This window comes from Paenibacillus sp. J31R109 (genome assembly GCF_059692055.1).
The window spans coordinates 361,152-379,274 of the sequence record NZ_JCAUAR010000002.1 but is presented as its reverse complement, the minus strand read 5'-3'; the positions used below and the strand labels follow the sequence as shown (position 1 = coordinate 379,274).

Annotated in this window: 14 protein-coding genes; 12 read left to right on the top strand and 2 right to left on the bottom strand. The window is 44.3% G+C overall.

Translation table 11 applies throughout. The features are described 5' to 3' along the window. The first annotated feature begins 95 nt into the window (after positions 1 to 95). The 5 genes from glgB (at position 96) to cls (ending at position 7,357) form a co-directional block, all read left to right on the top strand. Positions 96 to 2,102 carry a 1,4-alpha-glucan branching protein GlgB gene (gene glgB / locus AC58QT_RS07330; protein ID WP_497408377.1) on the top strand — a complete coding sequence of 669 codons (2,007 nt, stop codon included), beginning with the start codon at positions 96 to 98 and terminating at the stop codon, positions 2,100 to 2,102. Continuing rightward, the gene (locus tag AC58QT_RS07325) at positions 2,045 to 3,193 is read left to right on the top strand and encodes a glucose-1-phosphate adenylyltransferase (RefSeq protein ID WP_497408376.1); all 1,149 of its coding nucleotides are present in this window, start codon (positions 2,045 to 2,047) and stop codon (positions 3,191 to 3,193) included. Before glgB ends, AC58QT_RS07325 begins: the two co-directional genes overlap by 58 nt. Before the next feature lie 6 nt (positions 3,194 to 3,199). Next, entirely contained in the window at positions 3,200 to 4,309 is a 1,110-nt protein-coding gene (gene glgD / locus AC58QT_RS07320) for a glucose-1-phosphate adenylyltransferase subunit GlgD (protein ID WP_497281967.1), read from the top strand. 45 nt (positions 4,310 to 4,354) lie between these two features. Continuing rightward, a complete protein-coding gene (glgA, locus tag AC58QT_RS07315; RefSeq protein WP_497408375.1) occupies positions 4,355 to 5,785 on the top strand; it encodes a glycogen synthase GlgA in 1,431 nt (476 codons plus the stop codon). Positions 5,786 to 5,893: 108 nt separating this feature from the next. After that, on the top strand, positions 5,894 to 7,357 hold the full coding sequence (gene cls, locus AC58QT_RS07310; protein ID WP_497408374.1) for a cardiolipin synthase: 1,464 nt from the start codon (positions 5,894 to 5,896) through the stop codon (positions 7,355 to 7,357). Positions 7,358 to 7,403: 46 nt separating this feature from the next. Here the strand turns inward: cls and AC58QT_RS07305 are convergent, their stop codons facing one another. After that, positions 7,404 to 7,829 (bottom strand): VOC family protein, encoded by a 426-nt coding sequence (locus tag AC58QT_RS07305; protein WP_310223683.1) that lies wholly within the window; start codon positions 7,827 to 7,829, stop codon positions 7,404 to 7,406. Positions 7,830 to 7,984: 155 nt separating this feature from the next. After that, positions 7,985 to 8,650 (bottom strand): protein kinase family protein, encoded by a 666-nt coding sequence (locus AC58QT_RS07300; protein ID WP_497408373.1) that lies wholly within the window; start codon positions 8,648 to 8,650, stop codon positions 7,985 to 7,987. A gap of 235 nt (positions 8,651 to 8,885) precedes the next feature. Here AC58QT_RS07300 and AC58QT_RS07295 point away from each other — a divergent pair, with 235 nt between their 5' ends. The 7 genes from AC58QT_RS07295 to AC58QT_RS07265 all read left to right on the top strand — a co-directional run bounded on the left by AC58QT_RS07295 (position 8,886) and on the right by AC58QT_RS07265 (position 18,044). Next, positions 8,886 to 9,860 carry an ABC transporter substrate-binding protein gene (locus AC58QT_RS07295; protein ID WP_497408372.1) on the top strand — a complete coding sequence of 325 codons (975 nt, stop codon included), beginning with the start codon at positions 8,886 to 8,888 and terminating at the stop codon, positions 9,858 to 9,860. Between the two features lie 70 nt (positions 9,861 to 9,930). Beyond that, positions 9,931 to 11,571 carry an AraC family transcriptional regulator gene (locus AC58QT_RS07290; RefSeq protein ID WP_497408371.1) on the top strand — a complete coding sequence of 547 codons (1,641 nt, stop codon included), beginning with the start codon at positions 9,931 to 9,933 and terminating at the stop codon, positions 11,569 to 11,571. A gap of 88 nt (positions 11,572 to 11,659) precedes the next feature. After that, positions 11,660 to 12,661 (top strand): sugar ABC transporter substrate-binding protein, encoded by a 1,002-nt coding sequence (locus tag AC58QT_RS07285; protein WP_497408370.1) that lies wholly within the window; start codon positions 11,660 to 11,662, stop codon positions 12,659 to 12,661. After that, positions 12,642 to 14,081 carry a sensor histidine kinase gene (locus tag AC58QT_RS07280; RefSeq protein ID WP_497408369.1) on the top strand — a complete coding sequence of 480 codons (1,440 nt, stop codon included), beginning with the start codon at positions 12,642 to 12,644 and terminating at the stop codon, positions 14,079 to 14,081. Before AC58QT_RS07285 ends, AC58QT_RS07280 begins: the two co-directional genes overlap by 20 nt. After that, the gene (locus AC58QT_RS07275; protein ID WP_497408368.1) at positions 14,078 to 15,652 is read left to right on the top strand and encodes a response regulator; all 1,575 of its coding nucleotides are present in this window, start codon (positions 14,078 to 14,080) and stop codon (positions 15,650 to 15,652) included. Before AC58QT_RS07280 ends, AC58QT_RS07275 begins: the two co-directional genes overlap by 4 nt. A gap of 87 nt (positions 15,653 to 15,739) precedes the next feature. Further along, positions 15,740 to 16,831: a D-xylose ABC transporter substrate-binding protein gene (xylF, locus tag AC58QT_RS07270; protein WP_497408367.1), complete on the top strand. Its 1,092-nt coding sequence runs from the start codon at positions 15,740 to 15,742 to the stop codon at positions 16,829 to 16,831. A gap of 112 nt (positions 16,832 to 16,943) precedes the next feature. Continuing rightward, positions 16,944 to 18,044, top strand: coding sequence for a sugar ABC transporter substrate-binding protein (locus tag AC58QT_RS07265; protein WP_497408366.1), 1,101 nt, complete (start codon positions 16,944 to 16,946; stop codon positions 18,042 to 18,044). The last annotated feature ends 79 nt before the right edge of the window (positions 18,045 to 18,123 follow it).

Sequence of the window (18,123 nt, the reverse complement as noted above, 5' to 3'; positions counted from 1 at the left end):
AGGAATTCATTACCTGTTTGTTGTATTTGTAGAGGTAGAGACGATTTGCAACACGCATCTTAGAGTTAGGACATGTCGAAATAGGGGGGGATAATGTGGGAGCAAATGTTGGTATTCCAAGCTCCGAGGATTTGTTTCTGCTTCATGAAGGATCCCTTTTCCACAGTTATCGTATCTTAGGGGCACATGTTAGCAAAGAAAAAGGGCATGAGGGTGTTCGATTCGCCGTATGGGCACCACATGCAAAAACTGTCTTTGTACTTGGAGATTTCAATGAGTGGCAAACCGGCGAGCATCACATGGAAAAGATTAGTTCGTTAGGCCTCTGGATGCTTTTTATTCCAGAAGCGAGTGAAGGTGACTATTACAAGTTCGAAATTCATAGTCAGACGGGACAGATTTTGATAAAAGCAGATCCCTATGCCTTCTATTCCGAATTAAGGCCCGGCACTGCATCTCGGGTTGTTGATTTGGGTGGTTATGACTGGCAGGATCAAGCCTGGCAGCTCCAGAAGAAAGAAGTACCTGCGTATAACAAGCCGCTGTCCATTTACGAGGTGCATCTTGGCACCTGGCGAAAGAAAGACCGCAAAAGCGAAGAGATGTATACGTACGAGCAATTAACGACTGAGTTAGTGGATTACGCCGTAGAAATGGGCTATACGCACATTGAGGTAATGCCGCTGGCCGAGCATCCCTTTGATCGCTCTTGGGGGTACCAAGCAACGGGGTACTACTCCGTTACAAGTCGTCATGGGTCGCCAAAGGAATTCATGCGATTCGTGGATACGTGTCATCAGAAGGGTATCGGCGTCATTATGGACTGGGTACCTGGTCATTTCTGCAAAGACAGTCATGGACTACGTCAGTTTGATGGCAAGCCTTTGTATGAATATGAAGATCCTCGCAAAGCGGAAAAGCTCGAGTGGGGAACACTCACTTTCGATTTTGGCAGACCGGAGGTTCAGAGTTTTTTAATCTCAAATGCCGTATTTTGGATGGACATGTATCATATGGATGGGATACGCGTTGATGCGGTTGCTTCCATGTTACATTTAAATTTCGGCAGATGGGATGAAACTCCGATTCGCAACCAACAGGGTGGCGAGGAGAATCTAGAGGCAATCGCGTTCATTCGCAAACTGAATCAAGTTGTGTTCTCCTATTTCCCCAATGCCCTGATGATGGCAGAGGATTCAACGGATTGGCCGCTCGTAACTGCACCCGTCCACGAAGGTGGATTAGGGTTTAACTACAAGTGGAATATGGGCTGGATGAACGATATGCTGAAGTATATGAAGCTGGATCCCATCCATCGCAGGTACAATCACAAGTTAATTACGTTCTCGTTCATGTACGCTTGGAGTGAGAATTATGTACTTCCTCTTTCACATGATGAGGTTGTGCATGGAAAGCGTTCACTCCTGCATAAAATGCCTGGTGACTATTGGCAGAAATTCGCTAATTTGAGGGTGTTATATGGGTACATGTCGGGGCATCCAGGTAAAAAGCTGCTCTTTATGGGAAGTGAATTCGGTCAATTCGATGAATGGAAGGATCTTGAAGAGCTGGATTGGTTTTTGTTAGATGGTTATGAGAAACACGAGCAGATGCATCACTATGTGAAGTCGCTCAATCAGTTTTATTTAAAGGAACCAGCCTTATGGCAGCTGGATCATGATCCAGCAGGGTTTGCATGGATTAACCCCCATGACGAGACCCAAAGTGTTGTTACTTATATGCGAAAAGGGACTGCGCCGGAGGATGAACTTATTCTTGTGTGTAATTTCACACCCGTTGTTCATCCGGATTATCGAATCGGCGTTCCGAAATTAGGTTTTTACGAAGTTGTTTTCAATAGCGATGCGTCTGAGTTTGGCGGTTCCGGTCAAGGGAATACGATGCCGATCACAAGCAAAGCTAGCTCCATGCATCGTCACCCGTATAGTTTATCTCTATGTATTCCGCCGCTTGCGGCTGTTTATATCAAGTGTGTGAGTGAATTCCAATCAGAGAATGATGAAGTTGAAGGGGGAAATCAAATATGCGCAGTAAAGAATGTGTTGCCATGCTCCTCGCTGGAGGAGAAGGGCGAAGATTAGGCGTACTGACGAACAATTTAGCTAAGCCAGCTGTACACTTTGGCGGCAAATATCGCATCATTGATTTTACTCTCAGCAATTGTACGAATTCAGGGATCGATACGGTGGGGGTTCTTACCCAGTATCAACCTCTCGTATTGAATACTTACATTGGTATTGGAAGCTCTTGGGATCTTGACCGCAAATATGGCGGTGTTACGGTGCTGCCACCGTTCATGGAGCAAAAAGGCGGCGACTGGTACAAAGGTACGGCCAACGCGATCTATCGCAACATTGGCTTTATCGAGCAATATGATCCGGAATATGTTCTGGTCATTTCAGGTGACCATATTTATAAAATGGATTACGACCTCATGCTTTCCTATCACAAAGAAAAAAATGCGGACGCGACTATCGCCGTTATCGAAGTGAAATGGGAAGAAACAAGCCGTTTTGGCATCATGAGCGTAAACGAGAAGCAGGAGATCACGGAATTCGCTGAGAAGCCGAAGGAAGCAAACTCTAACTTAGCGTCCATGGGAATTTATATTTTTAACTGGAAAGCGTTAAAATCCTATTTGCTGGAAGATGAGGCGAATCCGGAGTCAAGCAAAGATTTTGGGAAAGATATCATTCCGATGATGCTGAAGGATGAAGCGAGAATGTTTGCTTATCCATTCGAAGGCTATTGGAAAGACGTCGGTACCATCGATAGTCTATGGGAAGCGAATATGGACCTTTTGGACGACAATAATGAACTAAACCTCAATGATAAAGACTGGCGCGTGTATTCTCAGAATCCGTATCAACCTGCTCAATATGTAGCACCTACAGCCAATATTAAACGTTCTTTGGTCAATGAGGGCTGCGCGATTTTTGGAGATGTTGATCATTCTGTCCTTTTCTTCGGTGTTCAGGTTGGTGAAGGCAGCCAGATTAAAGATTCCGTCATTATGCCAAATGCCAAAATTGGTAACAACGTAACGATTATCAAAGCAATTATTGGTGAAAATACGGTGGTTGAAGATGGTGCGGTTGTTGATGGTGCAGGAGAAATTGTACTTATTGGCGGTAACGAGCGGGTAACAGGCTACGCTAATCAGAAGGGATGATGTCAGATGAAACACGTGATGGGAGTCATTAATTTAGTCAATGAACCGGATGATTTGGAGGAACTGACTTATTTCCGCTGCCCGGCATCCGTGCCATTCGGTGGACGTTATCGGTTAATCGATTTTGCACTTTCGAATATGGTGAATTCAGGGATTGACAACGTAGCCGTATTCACACAACACAAATATCGTTCCCTCATGGATCATCTCGGGTCTGGTAAAGAATGGGATTTAGACCGTAAGCGTGGCGGACTATTCGTCCTTCCATCCGTTCTTGATGAACCGACAGGGATTTCTCGCGGAGATTTGTATCAATTCTATAGCCATCGTGACTATTTCTACCGTGGCAAAGAAGAGTTCGTTATTATTTCTCGCAGTCACATGGTGTGCAATCTGGATTTGAACGATGCCGTTCGTTACCATGAAGATATGCAAGCGGATATCACGGTGATTTACAAGCAAACAGACGAAGAGGTTCATGGGAAATTCCGCCGCATGGCAGTTAAAGAGACCGGTCAAGTTACGTTGATGGAAGATCACACAGGCCGCTTGCGGACGAACAACATCTCCATGGAAATGTATATCATGAGCAAGGCATTGCTCTTGGATATGGTGGAATCCTGCCTAGCGCAAGGATATGATCATTTGGTACGCGACGGCATTATGAAAAATATTGATAAATTAAGCGTGTATGGTTATAAATTTGAGGGGCATCTGGGCATTGTGAATTCCATTCAAGGCTATTACAAGCACAGTATGCAGCTGTTGAACCCAGCGATTTGGCGTGAACTCTTCTTCCAGAAGAATCTGATTTATACCAAAGTAAAGGATGAGCCTCCTGCCAAATATTGGGACTCCGCATCTGCCAAGAACGCGCTTATCGCGAACGGCTGTCAAATCGAAGGGAAAGTCGAGAACAGTATTTTGTTCCGTGGTGTGAAGATCCGCAAGGGTGCTTATGTAAAAAATAGTATCATCCTGCAAAACTGCGAGATTGAGGAAAACGTCATTATCGAGAACGCGATACTAGATAAGGATGTTTTCATCAGCCGTGGCCGTGTGTTAACGGGGGACAACAAAGCCCCATTCATTGCAGCAAAAACGAAAGTCATCTAAGAGCAGGATCGATCCGTGTACCACCAAAGTTGGAGGAGTGGCAAGATGAGAATACTGTTCGCGGCTTCGGAGGCCGTGCCGTTTATAAAAACAGGTGGATTAGCAGATGTGATTGGCTCCTTACCCAAGGAGCTGACCCATCAAGGGCTTGATGTGCGGGTCATTTTGCCCAAATACGGGGATATCCCTGCTAAGTTTAGAGACAAAATGTCACAAGTCGCAGCATTCGAAGTTCAATTAGGCTGGCGCAAACAATATATCGGTATTGATGTGCTTGAACATGAAGGAGTCACCTTTTACTTCGTGGATAATGAATTTTATTACAAGCGTTCAGGTATCTATGGTTTTGGCGATGAAGCGGAGCGTTTTGGCTTCTTCTGTCGCGGGGTCATCGAGGCGCTTCCATACTTGGACTTCCAGCCGGACGTGATTCATTGTCATGATTGGCAAGCGGGGATGATTCCTGTTTTGTTAAAGGCTCATTATCAGCATTTGCCTTTCTTTAGCGAAATCAAAACGATGACGACTGTGCATAACCTGAAGTATCAAGGTGTCTTTGGTCAAGAAGTGTTCAAAGATTTGTTCGGCTTGTCCGACGATCATTTCTCTGGAACCGCGCTTGAGCTTCATGGTGGGGCTAGTTTCCTAAAAGGCGGACTCTTGTATTCGGATCAAATTACAACCGTTAGCCAGACCTATGCAGAGGAAATTCAAACGCCGTATTACGGCGAGTTTTTGGACAGCCTGCTGCGCCATCGTAGAGATCAATTGACGGGTATCGTGAATGGGATTGATTACGATATTTTCGACCCCATGACGGATAAGAATCTCGTCGTGAATTACCGTGATTCCTTGCCGAAGAAAACGCAGAATAAAATAGCGCTTCAGGAGCGCCTAGGGCTACCTGTGGATGGCGACATCCCGATGATCGTGCTGGTGACTCGTTTGGTGCAGCAGAAGGGCTTAGATCTCATTCAACACGTGCTGCGTGAGATTCTAACGCTCAACATTCAGCTTGTTGTTCTGGGAACTGGCGAGCCTGTCTACGAGCAAATGTTTCGAGATGCGGCCGCTGCTTATCCGACTAAAGTGTCTGCGCATATTTACTTCGACGAAGCGTTAGCCCATCAGTTTTATGCAGCTTCGGACCTCTTCTTGATGCCATCCCAATTCGAGCCATGCGGCATCGGTCAATTGATTGCCCTTCGCTATCGTTCTGTGCCGATCGTGCGGGAAACGGGTGGTCTGAAGGATACGGTGCAGCCGTATAATGAGTTCACTGGAGAAGGGACAGGCTTCTCGTTCACGCACTACAACGCTCATGATATGCTGCATATCATCCGACGAGCGGTATTCTTTTTTAAGAATGATCGGGACAGTTGGATGAAGATTCAGCAAAATATGAAAAAATGTGACTATAGCTGGCGCAGATCCGCGCAGCAGTATATCGCACTTTATAAAGAAATGATCTCTTAGAGATTGTGAATAGGACCTCCTCATTCGGAAGATTGAGGGGGGCTTTTTCGTTATTTAGAAAATTCAGGTATAATAGGGGCAGACGAGTAAAGAGGGTTGGAGTGGTAAATGATGGGCATGGATTGGTTTTCTCATATGTTAACCGTGTTGTTCGTCGTCAATATTTTATTGGCGCTCACGGTGGTGTTCTTAGAACGACGTAATGTTGCGGCTACATGGTCTTGGTTAATGGTGCTATTATTCATTCCTATTCTAGGCTTTCTATTGTACGTGATGCTGGGGCAAAACCTGAGCCGACGAAAACTGTATAAATGGAATAAGCGCATGCAGGAACGAATGCAGACTGTGATTGGCGAGCAGCGGCAGCAACTCATGGAGGGGACTTTTCCCTATATCGATCCCATGGTAAAGGATTACCGGTATTTAATTTATTTGAATGTAGCTACGAATGATTCATTCTTATCACAGGATAATGAAGTACATATCTTCACGGATGGTGTGGAGAAATTTAATGATGTGATCAGCCGTCTGGAGGAAGCCGTAAACCATATCCATATGCAATACTATATTGTGAAAAATGATTCCTTAGGTCAGCGAATTATGGAAGTGCTAACTCGCAAAGCCGCGCAAGGTGTTACGGTTCGCTTTCTTTATGATGATATCGGTTCGCGTACGTTGAAGGACTCCTTTTTTAAAGATTTTTTGCAGGCAGGCGGGCACAAAGCTGCATTTTTTCCATCGCGTATTCCTTTTCTGAACTATCGTGTGAATTATCGGAATCATCGTAAGCTAGTGGTTATTGATGGACAAATTGGCTATATTGGCGGATTTAATATCGGAAATGAATACCTTGGATTGAACCCCAAGTTTGGTTACTGGCGCGATACGCATCTTCGCCTGAGAGGCACTGTCGTGCGTGCGTTACAATCCCGATTCATCCTTGACTGGAACTTAGCTTCGTCAGAGACGCTTGAAGTGGGTGCTGGTCATTTTCCGGAGATTGTGAATAGTGCTGAGCAAGGGAAGGTCCCTATGCAAATTGTTGCAAGTGGTCCGAACGAGACTTGGCCGCACTTCGTGTATACATTCCTCAAGCTGATACATATGGCCAAAAGTCGCATCTTGCTGCAAACACCTTATTTTATTCCCGAAGAAAGTATGTTGAATGCGTTGCGAATTGCTGCGCTTTCGGGGATTGATGTGAGGATTATGATACCGGAGAAGGCAGATCATCTCTTCGTGCACTGGGCTTCTTTGTATTATGTAGGTGAATTGCTGCGCGCTGGCGTGAAATGTTATCTATATGATTACGGATTTCTACATGCCAAAACGATTATTGTAGATGGCAAAGTAGCATCGGTGGGAACAGCGAATTTCGATATTCGCAGCTTGCGGCTAAATTTTGAGACGAATGCGCTGATGTTTCATGAGGAGACCGCCAGAAAGCTGGAAGACACTTTCTGGATGGATATGGAGGGGTGTATGGAGTTGACCTTGGAGGAGTATGAGAAGCGATCGCTTCGCATCCGATTCCTGGAGTCGATTTCGAAGTTGATTTCACCGATCTTGTAAAAAGGAAAGGCCCGTGCTTACAGCACGGGCCTTTTGATGCGTATGTTTAGAAAGATTCTCCGCTATCAAGATTAAACTGCCAAAGAATGCCGAACTTGTCTTCTATTTGACCGTATAGTTTACTCCAGTCCGTCGCTTGCAGCTCCATAACTACCTTGCCGCCAACTTTCAACTTATGAAATACATTTGTAAGTTCTTCTTCATTAGGGCTGACATAAGAAAGACTAATGTTGTTCCCTACAACGTATGGCATACCGGGGAACGTGTCGGAAAACATCAGAGGGCTTCCGTTAATATCCAAACGAGTGTGCATGACACCGTTTTTAGCCTCTTCAGGCAGCGGATAGTCAGGGTTTTGCGGCATATCGCCAAATGTAATCATTTTTGGAGATGGCAGATTAAATGCGTCTGCATAGAAATTTACAACTTCTCGCGTGTTTCCTGGGAAATTTAAATAAGCATTAATTGACATGACCAATCTCCTCTAATTGTGAATTGGGACAACCTCCTATATTCTACCACTGGTTACTTAGAAAATCCACCAGACCTATAGGCGCAGTAAAAGGGACTGGAGTTGACTTCTGCCTTCGCTGGACAAGGATTGGAGCACCTGATCAGTCAGGTGCCTTAGCAAAAAGGCCGTAATGCTGCAATGAGTGCGTCAGCTGAAGGATACTTGTCCTTATTGTTTACGTCAAAGGGATTTAATAACACACGCCTAAGATCTCTATCGCGAATTTCCGCCTTACGGATATCCGCTAGCGTCCCGTTCATGAGGAAAGCACATATTTTGCACACAGCCTGTAGCTCTTTATTCATGACAGCAGGACTCACAATCTCTTTGGCAATGTTGAAATCTATTACTTTGACCGTCTCAGGCTTATTGTGAAGTATCATGACATTTTTGGGCAGCACATCATTATGGATATACCCTGTTTTGTGGAGTCGTCTAAGCCCCTTGAGGATGTTGATTGTAATCTCTACACTTAAGTCCTGATCCCGCTTATTGGTGAAGGTATTATGAAAGTCATTGCCCAAAGTCGACCCCAGGATATACTCAGTAACCAAATAGCCTTTTTCCCCGATCTCAAAATAATCATAATAGCGTGGCAAAAACTCACCGATCCGGTAACTCTGCATAATCCGCGCTTCGCGTCTTGCCGCCTCACGATTGGAAGTCTCTTTGATTGCCAGCTGGCGTCCATTCGAATCATAAGCTTTATAAACTTTGCCTAAAGCTCCGGACCCGATCAGGTTAAGATCAACGGTATATCCACCCCACATGGTTCCCATCATAGCCCCTCCTATTCTACTAGATTGATAGATTGATAGATTTAATTTATGTTGACCGTGAAAAAATTGCTTGGACATATCTATCAAAAATGATAGCGGTTGGATACTAGAATATATACAATCGTGCGGTCGATGAATGAAAAGTCAGCATTTTTACGTATTCACAAAGAAGGAATTGTCCTATATACTCCTAAATATCGATAATGATTATCAGTATCATCTAGGGGGATATCCAATGATTCAAGCAAGTAAAAGAAAGTTCATTAATTTCACAGCAGTTTTACTCGTGTCTTCGTTATTTCTAGCCGGCTGTGGTGCCGGAACCGATACGAACAATGCAGCTACGCCTGCAAGTACGAAGCCAGCAACGGCAACAGCCTCTGCACAACCGCAAGAACGTGTCCTGAAGGATGCGATGGGACATGAGGTGAAAATTCCAGGCGAGGTTAAGCGTGTAATCGCTCCTTTCCTAGAAGATGGCTTAACAGCACTCGGCATTAAGCCTGTCGCGCAATGGTCTGCTGCCGGTGAGCCTCAGCAGTATTTGCAAAACGTATTGAGCGGGGTGCCTGTCTTAGACATGACGGGTGGACTCAAGCCTGAGCAAACGTTAAGTCATAATCCAGATCTGATTATTCTTGCTGCACCAACTTATATGAAAAATGGAACCTACGAGGATTTCTCCAAAATTGCTCCTACGTTCGTATTATCCAATGATGAGAACGACTGGCGCGGGAGTGTTGCCAAATTAGGTGAAGTGCTTGGGAAAACAAAAGAAGCAGAGCAAGCAATTAAGAAATATGATGAGAAGGTCACGGCTTCCAAAGATAAGCTTCGGACCGCGATTGGCGACAAATCTGCCGTATTATTCCAATCCGCTAATGAAAAAGGATTTAAATTGTTTGGTGCGAATTTCTATAGTGGTAAACTATTGTATCAAGGGTTTGGTTTCAAACAGCCTAAATTGTTAAAAGGCGACTATGATACGTATTCCCTGGAAACACTGGCTCAGCTCGATGATGTGGATTACATTTTTGTGCTTTCAGGTAAAGGTCGTGCAAAGGCTCCTGTGGATAACCCGCTTTGGCAGCAATTGCCCGCGGTTAAACAAGGTCATGTGTATGAAGTGGATTCCGGACATTGGTTCAATCAGAACGTGATCGCGAACCAACTAATTATTGATGATGTGCTTCGACTTATAGTCAAATAGGTTTTGAGAGGACGGGGGATTCCCTCGTCCTTTCTATATTGCGTATGGATATAGGAGTGTAATTCCGACAATGAAATATGAGGATACTCAAATGGATCTCGTAGACGAGAACGCTAGAAGTACGATGTGGTATAAGCTAAAATCGATTGAACGTATTTTGGCGAAGGATCTGCAGTTCCCTGTGGAACGAGATTTTATTAAAGCGGACGCTATGATGTTAATCGTATCTGATTCAACGGATGGTCGTTTGATCATAAATGGCCAGTATTACCCTCTGCGATCCGGTACTGTATTCATAGGCAGGCCAGGTCAACTCATTGAAGTAGGTCTACCTAAAGGGGTTGAGGATGGGATTTATATTCTACGGTTTCATGCAGCAGCCATTGTCCAAACAGAATCTGATGAAGCGAATATCCAGCCTGTGAACTCGTTTCCAGGTGAAGGGGAAGCAATGCACCTCGCCGTTTCTACGGTCATTCCATTAGTTAAAATGATCGCAACACATTGGGAGAATGGCACGATTGCGGATCGATTTCGGGCTGAGGCAGGGTTCTATGAATTGCTAAGCTTAGTTTTGCAAAATGAAGAGCACAAAACGGCGATCGCCTTGGAGTATGCCAAGTTCATGCTCGAACGAGATTTCACAGAAGAAATAACGATTGATGCATTGGCAGCAAGAGCCGGTTTAAGTCGGTTTCATTTTATGCGATTATTCAAGGAGAAATTTGGTAAGGGTGTTATCGAATACGTAACGGAGTTACGATTAAGTAAATCCAAGGAGTTAATGCGAGAACTCCCTCAAGCATCTATTAAGGAGATTGCATTCCAAGTTGGTTATAAAAATGAAATTTATTTCAGCAATAATTTTAAGAAGCATATGGGAATGGCACCAGCCGTTTATTTAAAAAATACGAAAATGAAAGTCGCGGCATATAGTTGGGTGAATATCGGACAGCTGCTAGCCCTACAAATAATTCCTTATGCTGCGCCTATGGATCACTATTGGACTGATTTTTATCGGAATAAATATGCCTATGATGTTAGGGTGCCGTTAAGTCATCACTATGGGTTTAATCTTGCTGCCTTACAACAAGCCAAGCCGGATTATATCGTAGGAATTGATACTTGGGTCCCTAAAGAGGAGCAAGATAAACTTGCTGAAATCAGTCCTGCTTTATTCTTACCCTGGGATAGGAATTGGCGCGAGCATCTGATGTTGATCGGTGAATTCTTAGGCAAGGAACGTGAAGCGGAGAAATGGTTGCAAAACTATGACCTTAAAGCAGCTGATGCACGTGACACTGTAGAGAAGACATTGAAGAAGGAGAAGGTGTTAGTTGTACTGATTCATCACAAAGAAATTCAAGTGTGGGGACGTCTTGCTGGCACGGTTCTCTATGATGATCTGCAGTTAACCCCTGCGAATCTAGTCGCAGATATTCAGTGGACGAAATCGGTGCAATTGTCGGAGTTGGCCGAATTTGATGCTGACCATATCATCCTAAATATTTGTAAGGATGCCCTGTCTCAAGCAACTTGGGCAAATCAATCTAACCATGCAAGCTGGCGGGAGTTAAAGGCTGTGAAGAAAGAGCAGGTTCATTGGACTCCTGGTTATGCAGGCTGGGAGTCACCTTGGAATGAACATACAGCCTTCAATCATGATCGGTTTCTCGGGCAATTTGTACAAATCATACATCCAGCAACGTAATTGTTGTTGGATTTTATTTTTGATTGTATTCGAATTCTTGAAATCATGATAGAATTACTGGAAATTGGAAGAGTATGTGGGTGAATGTATGAAAAAATTGATATTAATCGCGATCATTGCCAGTAGTTTTGTTACGCTGTCATTTTCTTTCTACTATATGCTCAAGATTTATCAAAGCGATTTGAGTATGTCTACTAGTGCAGGGGAACCCATGGCGCATGAGCATGAAGAACGCATCGTGATTATCTCACAAGAGCAGGGTAGCTTTATGATGAATGCGATTCAAAAAGGGGCACACGAGGCTGCGGAAGAACACCATATCAAAATTGACTTTTGGGGCGTCTACCGTTCGAACTTGGAAGGCCTCATTAAACAAATCGATATTGCAATCGCTTCCAAAGCGAGTGGGATTGTCGTGGAAGGTGTGGATCATCCCGATTTCGATCTTATGGTGAAGAAAGCGACGGAGAAAGGGATTCCAATTATTACGATTAATTCCGACGCCCCAAGCAGCTTGCGTAAGTCGTACATAGGTTCTGATCATTATCAAGAAGGAATCATTATGGGCGAGTATATCGCGACCCAGTTACAAGGCAAAGGGGTAGTAGGTGTGATTAAGAACCTGTCATCTCCTTCAACGGATGATCTCCGATTAAAAGGTCTGCACGAGGTGTTTAGTAAATACGACGGATTGAAGATTGTTACGGCGGCGAATGATCCGGAGATGTCACAACCGAAGATGCAAACGAATGATATTTTAAATCACTTTCCAAATGTGACCGCTTTCATTGGGTTGTCGACGGAATCTGGTGAGAGTATCGTGCAGGCAGCGCGTACGCGTTCGCGAACGAAGGAATATCCGATCTTCCTTTTTGATGATTCCCCACAAACACTAATGCTGATTAAGAATGGTCAGGTGAAAGCAGGGCTCTCGCAGCATTATGAAGACATGGGGATTTTGAGCGTCAACTTGATGAAACGATGGTTAGATGCTACACAACTGCCGCTAGAGAACAGCTACTTCACACCAATCAGTGTGGTGACTTCATCTGGAGAAGAGGAGAAAGCCCTTGAAAACCATTCGAAGTAAAATGATGATGTTATCGATCCTCATCTGGGTCATTATGGCGATCATTTGGCTTTCCATGAGCATTTATAATCAGCGAACAGTTGAGAAGTACAACGAGATTCTTCAGCGTTATATGCAGATGAACCAAGCGTCGCAATTAAGCCAGCAATCGTTAACCACCTTGAATAAATACCGTATGTCTCCTACGCTGGAAAGCTTGAATCAATATGCAACGGATAACAGCAGCTTGCTGCGAACGAAGTTCGAGATGGATTGGCTGCGAAATGCGAGTAACACGATGCTGCTCGACAATTTGCAGAACATGCTGGAAAGTCAATCGGAAGCGATGGATTTGGCGGTACGTTTTCAGAAGGATAATGATGAAGAAAATGCGGCAAAGCAATTTGACGAGGCATCTAACATTTCAAAATATATTTCAGAGACGACGCTGACCTTAATTAGCGGTGAGCAAAATACTTACGATGCCTTCTACAGAAAAATTATTAAGCGAAGTGAAAACATTAAGAAAATGGGCCTCTGGACGCTGGCGCTGGTATCCTTGCTGTTGCTGCTGTTTTCGTATCGATTCGTCGATAGTGTCACGCAGCCTTTGTTGAAATTAACGCTGTCCGCGCGTGAACTGTCGCGAGGTAATTTCAAAAATCCGATTGATCTGGGCAATAACGATGAAATGGCCTTCCTGGCCAAAACCTTGGATAGTATGCGATTGAAAATAGGACATTTTATCGACGATATTCAGAGTAAGGCGCAATTAGAATATGATCTTCATCGACATAAGCTCATGTTGAAGGAAAGTGAGTTGAAAAGCTTACAAAGCCAGATCAACCCTCATTTTCTTTTTAATACCCTGAATATGCTGTCTAAGGAAGCTTATTTGGCAGGCGCGGGTAAAACAAGCGAATTAATTAGCTCTGTCGCTGGTATGCTTAGATATAATCTCCGTAAGCTGGATAGCCGGGTGTCTTTAAAAGATGAGCTCGAGGTGCTTGAGGAGTATTTAACGATTCAAAAGGCTCGCTTCGGCGATCGCTTGCATGTCGTGCGTGAAATTGATGAGGAGGCGCTAGGCATCGAGCTTCCTATTCTTATTTTGCAACCGCTTGCAGAGAATGCCTTTATTTATGCGATTGAACCCGCTGAAGAGGGCGGCACGTTAACGATTCGCGTTAAGCAGGATGAGAAACATATCCTCGTTCAGGTACAGGATACAGGACAAGGTATGGATGAAGAACAGTTATCTAAATTATTATCTCATACAGAAAACTCTGTTTATAAAGGACATTCAACAGGCATCGGCATATGGAATGTGATTCATCGCTTACAGCTGTTTTATGGGGTTGAAGAGATTATAGAGATAGAATCCCATCTAGGAGCGGGTACTTGTATAACATTGAAACTGCCAAGGGGGCAAGCAGTATGATTCGTTTATTAATCGTGGATGATGAACACATTGAGCGGACTGCCCTGCAAAGAATCATAGAAGAGGGCTCGCCAGACGTGGAGGTTGTGGGCCAAGCAGTGAATGGCAGGGAAGCAATTGAAGCCGCAGAACGGTTGCAGCCAGACCTGATTACGATGGATATTAAAATGCCTGGCATTAATGGACTTCAAGCGATAGAGAAGATTAGGGAGACTAACAAAACAGTCAAATTTATCGTCGTCACTGCATTCGATACATTTGAATTTGCTCAGCAAGCGATTAAATTAGGCGTGTATGATTATATGTTGAAACCAAGCCGAATTTCGGTTGTGCTGGAGACAATTGGTCGAGTAGCCAGCGAAATTATGAACACGCAGCTTGAGTTGGCGTCTAGACGTTCGGAGCAAGAACGGTTGCTGAAGATGATACCTCTGGTCGAGGCAGATCTAGTCGAACAATTGTTATTCGATTATGTGCAATCCGCTTCACTGCCTGAAATGATCGATCTCGTCGGAATGCCAACTGGGCGAGAGGGATTCGTGATGACGCTGCAATTTACGCAAGTCTCCGAGGAATCAGTAAGCATCCGTAATTTGGATATGGTATATATGCAATTAAACGAGCTGCTTCCCGAGATATCCAATCCGATTTGGTTTGGGAAAATGTCAGGCAATCAAGTACCAGCTATTGTTTTTATGGACGGTGAATTCTCATATCGCGCACAAGCCATTAGCATCGCAAAGAAATGGATCCAAGTAGTGGATGCAAGATGTGGATTTCGTTTATTTATCGGAATAGGCGGTCTATGCAAGGATGTACGGGACATGCGCAAATCCTATCAGGAAGCTTTGTTGGCTTCCATGGATATGACGTTGCCAGCTCGTTATTGTTTGTATGAGAATTTGACGCAGGATGAGATTCAAGCGATGGGTATCCTTACATTTGAGATGGAGAAAACCGTGCTCGAAGAGATGAGGCGCGGCAATCTAGAAGGGGCAGGAGATCAGATTGTAAGAATGATTGATGTGTTTGAAGGCATTGGCCAAGGGGTTGGCATGTCTCAGCAACGCATATTTGAAGTACTGATTGTTGTGTCTCGTATGCTGCAGGAAATGGGGATGGAGGTCAATACGCCTTATTTTCCCTGTGCAACGACTAGTTATATGCAATTAAAAGCGGAATCCCGGCTGTTGATTCATAACCTAATCCCACTTGGAGAAGTTGTCGAGACTGATTTACTGCAGACGATGAAGCAATATATCCAGAAGCACGCACATGAAGACTTGTCCTTGGAACGGATTGCCGCCACGGTTGATCGAAATCCGTTTTATATCAGCAAGCTGTTCAAAGAGCATTTCGGAATGAATTATATCGATTTTCTTACGGACTATCGGATTGAAATGGCGAAACAATTGATGCAGGAAACGGATAAAAGCCTAAAAGAAATTACCTTTGAAGTGGGTTATAATGATCCGAATTATTTTAGTCGGGTGTTTAAAAAGTTAGTTGGATATGCCCCGACGGACTATCGGAAAATGCTGATTCGACCAACGAACAAAAAGCACAGCTAAGCTGGGACCTTCCTGGAGCGTAAAGCATGACGAAAACTTGGAAGAGAGGGGGAGGTTGCCCTGCAACATGTCAGAAAGAAGAGCGGAATGGTTGGCCTTATCGCCATCTTGGCTGTAGGGCTAACCGCTTGTTCGTTCATCGGAGCGAGTCGTACACCAACGGATAAAGCTAGCCCGCAGATTGATAGTAAACCAAGCCCAAGTCGGATCGTCCGTGCGGATAAGCCTGTAGTCGTTGGATTATCCATCGATACATTGCTGGAAGAACGTTGGCAAAAGGATCGTGATTTGTTCAAAGCAGCGGTAGAAAGGCTTGGTGCTCATATCGAAGTTCAAGCCGCGAATGGCGACGATGCTTTGCAGCTAGCTCAGGCAGAAAACCTGATATCACGCGGCGTTGATGTTCTTGTCGTTGTGCCGCACAACGCGGAGGTATCCGCAGCAATTGTAGAAAAGGCACATAAGTCAGGCATTAAGGTCATCTCCTATGACCGATTAATTGTCAACTCGGATGTCGATTTATATATCTCCTTCGATAATGAGAAGGCTGGCGAGTTACAAGCCAGGGCGATTGTCAAAAAGGCGCCTAAGGGGAACTATGTGCTCATTGAAGGCGCTGATACGGACAATAATGCCCATATGTTCAAAAAAGGGCAAATGAACATTTTGAAGCCCCTTGTCGAGAAGGGGGATATTAACATCGTATTTGATCAAGCGACCAAAGAGTGGAAACCTGCGAATGCGAAAGCGAATATGGAGCGGGCACTGCTGGCGAATCAGAACAAAGTGGATGCGGTTGTTGCCGCCAATGACGCCACAGCAGGTGGAGTGATTCAAGCTTTAGCTGCCCAGAACATGGCAGGTCGTATTCCTGTCTCTGGGCAAGATGCGGAGCTGGCAGCTGCGCAGCGAATTGTTGAGGGAACGCAAACGATGACGGTGTATAAGCCGATTAAGAAGCTTGCAGAAACGGCAGCTGAGCTTGCTGTAAAGATGGCGAAGGGTGAAAATGTCCATGCGGATAAGAAAGTAAACAATAAGAAAATGGATGTTCCCTCCATTTTGCTTGAACCCATAGCTGTTGATCAATCGAATATGGATGCCACGATTATTGCAGATGGCTTCCATGTGAGAGAAGACGTATATAAAAATGTGATACAAAGACAAATGACAAATTAGTATAGCAATGTTAAAAAAAGTGCTAATATAAAGCGGTTACATTGGAAAATCCCGGTGATATACTCAGTTTGTAGTTGGCGCACAGCCAAAACAAATGAGAGGGGTATTACAAATGAAACGAAGTGTGAAAGCGATTTCTTTAATGGTAGTGGTCATGTTTCTAGCCGTGATGGTTGCAGCATGTGGGAACTCCGGCAGTTCCAAAGTTAGCGTTGGGATTGTATTACCTACCAAAGACGAGCCAAGATGGGTTCAAGATGAGCAACGCTTCAAAGACGCATTGAAAGGTTCGAAATATACAACGGAAATCTTGTTCAGCCAAGGTTCTTCGGCGAAAGAAAAGGAAAACGTGGATGCTTTGATTGCCAAAGGCATTAAAGTATTGATCATTTGTCCGCAAGATGGTGATGCAGCAGCAGCTGCAGTAGAATCCGCTAAGAAAGCCGGTATCCAAGTCATCTCTTACGACCGTTTGATTACGAAAACAGATGCAGTTAACTACTATGTGACTTTTGACAGCATCGCTGTAGGTAAAGCACAAGCACAGTACTTAGTTGATAAAGCTAAAAAAGGCCAACCGTTGTACCTGTATGCAGGTGCAGCATCTGACAATAATGCCTTCTTGTTCTTCGAAGGTGCATGGCAAGTGCTTCAACCGAAAATTGCCGATGGCACATTCAAAATCGCCAACTCCAGTGAAGCTGTTGCTCTGAAAGGTAATGCCAAATTGACTCGTGAGCAAATGAGTAAAATCATCGGTCAAGTAACAACGAACTGGGATGCGAATGAAGCGAAAAACAAAGCTCAAACGCATTTGACAGCGGCTGCAGCAGACATGAAGGGCGATGTTGCCATTCTAGCTCCAAATGATGGTACAGCTCGTTCCATCGCGGATGTATTTTCCTCAGACAAAGCTGTAACGAAGTTCCTTGTAACAGGTCAAGATGCGGAGAAAGCTTCCATTCAATATGTTATCGATGGTAAACAATCCATGACGGTATTCAAAGATGTTCGTACACTTGTTAAAGATGCAATGGGAATGGCTGTTGCGATCCTAGATGGCAAAACGCCTGAAACAACAGGATCCTATAACAATGGCAAAATCGATGTTAAAGCGAAACAAACGAATGTCATCGTTGTTGATAAAGCGAACGTTAAATCCGCACTTGTCGACTCAGCATACTACCAAGCATCCGATTTCAAAGGCTTGTAAGTGTAAGATCACATAGCTTGGATGGAATAGTGATAGATACGTCTATCACTATTCCTCTATTCCAAGAGTCGTTCGGCTA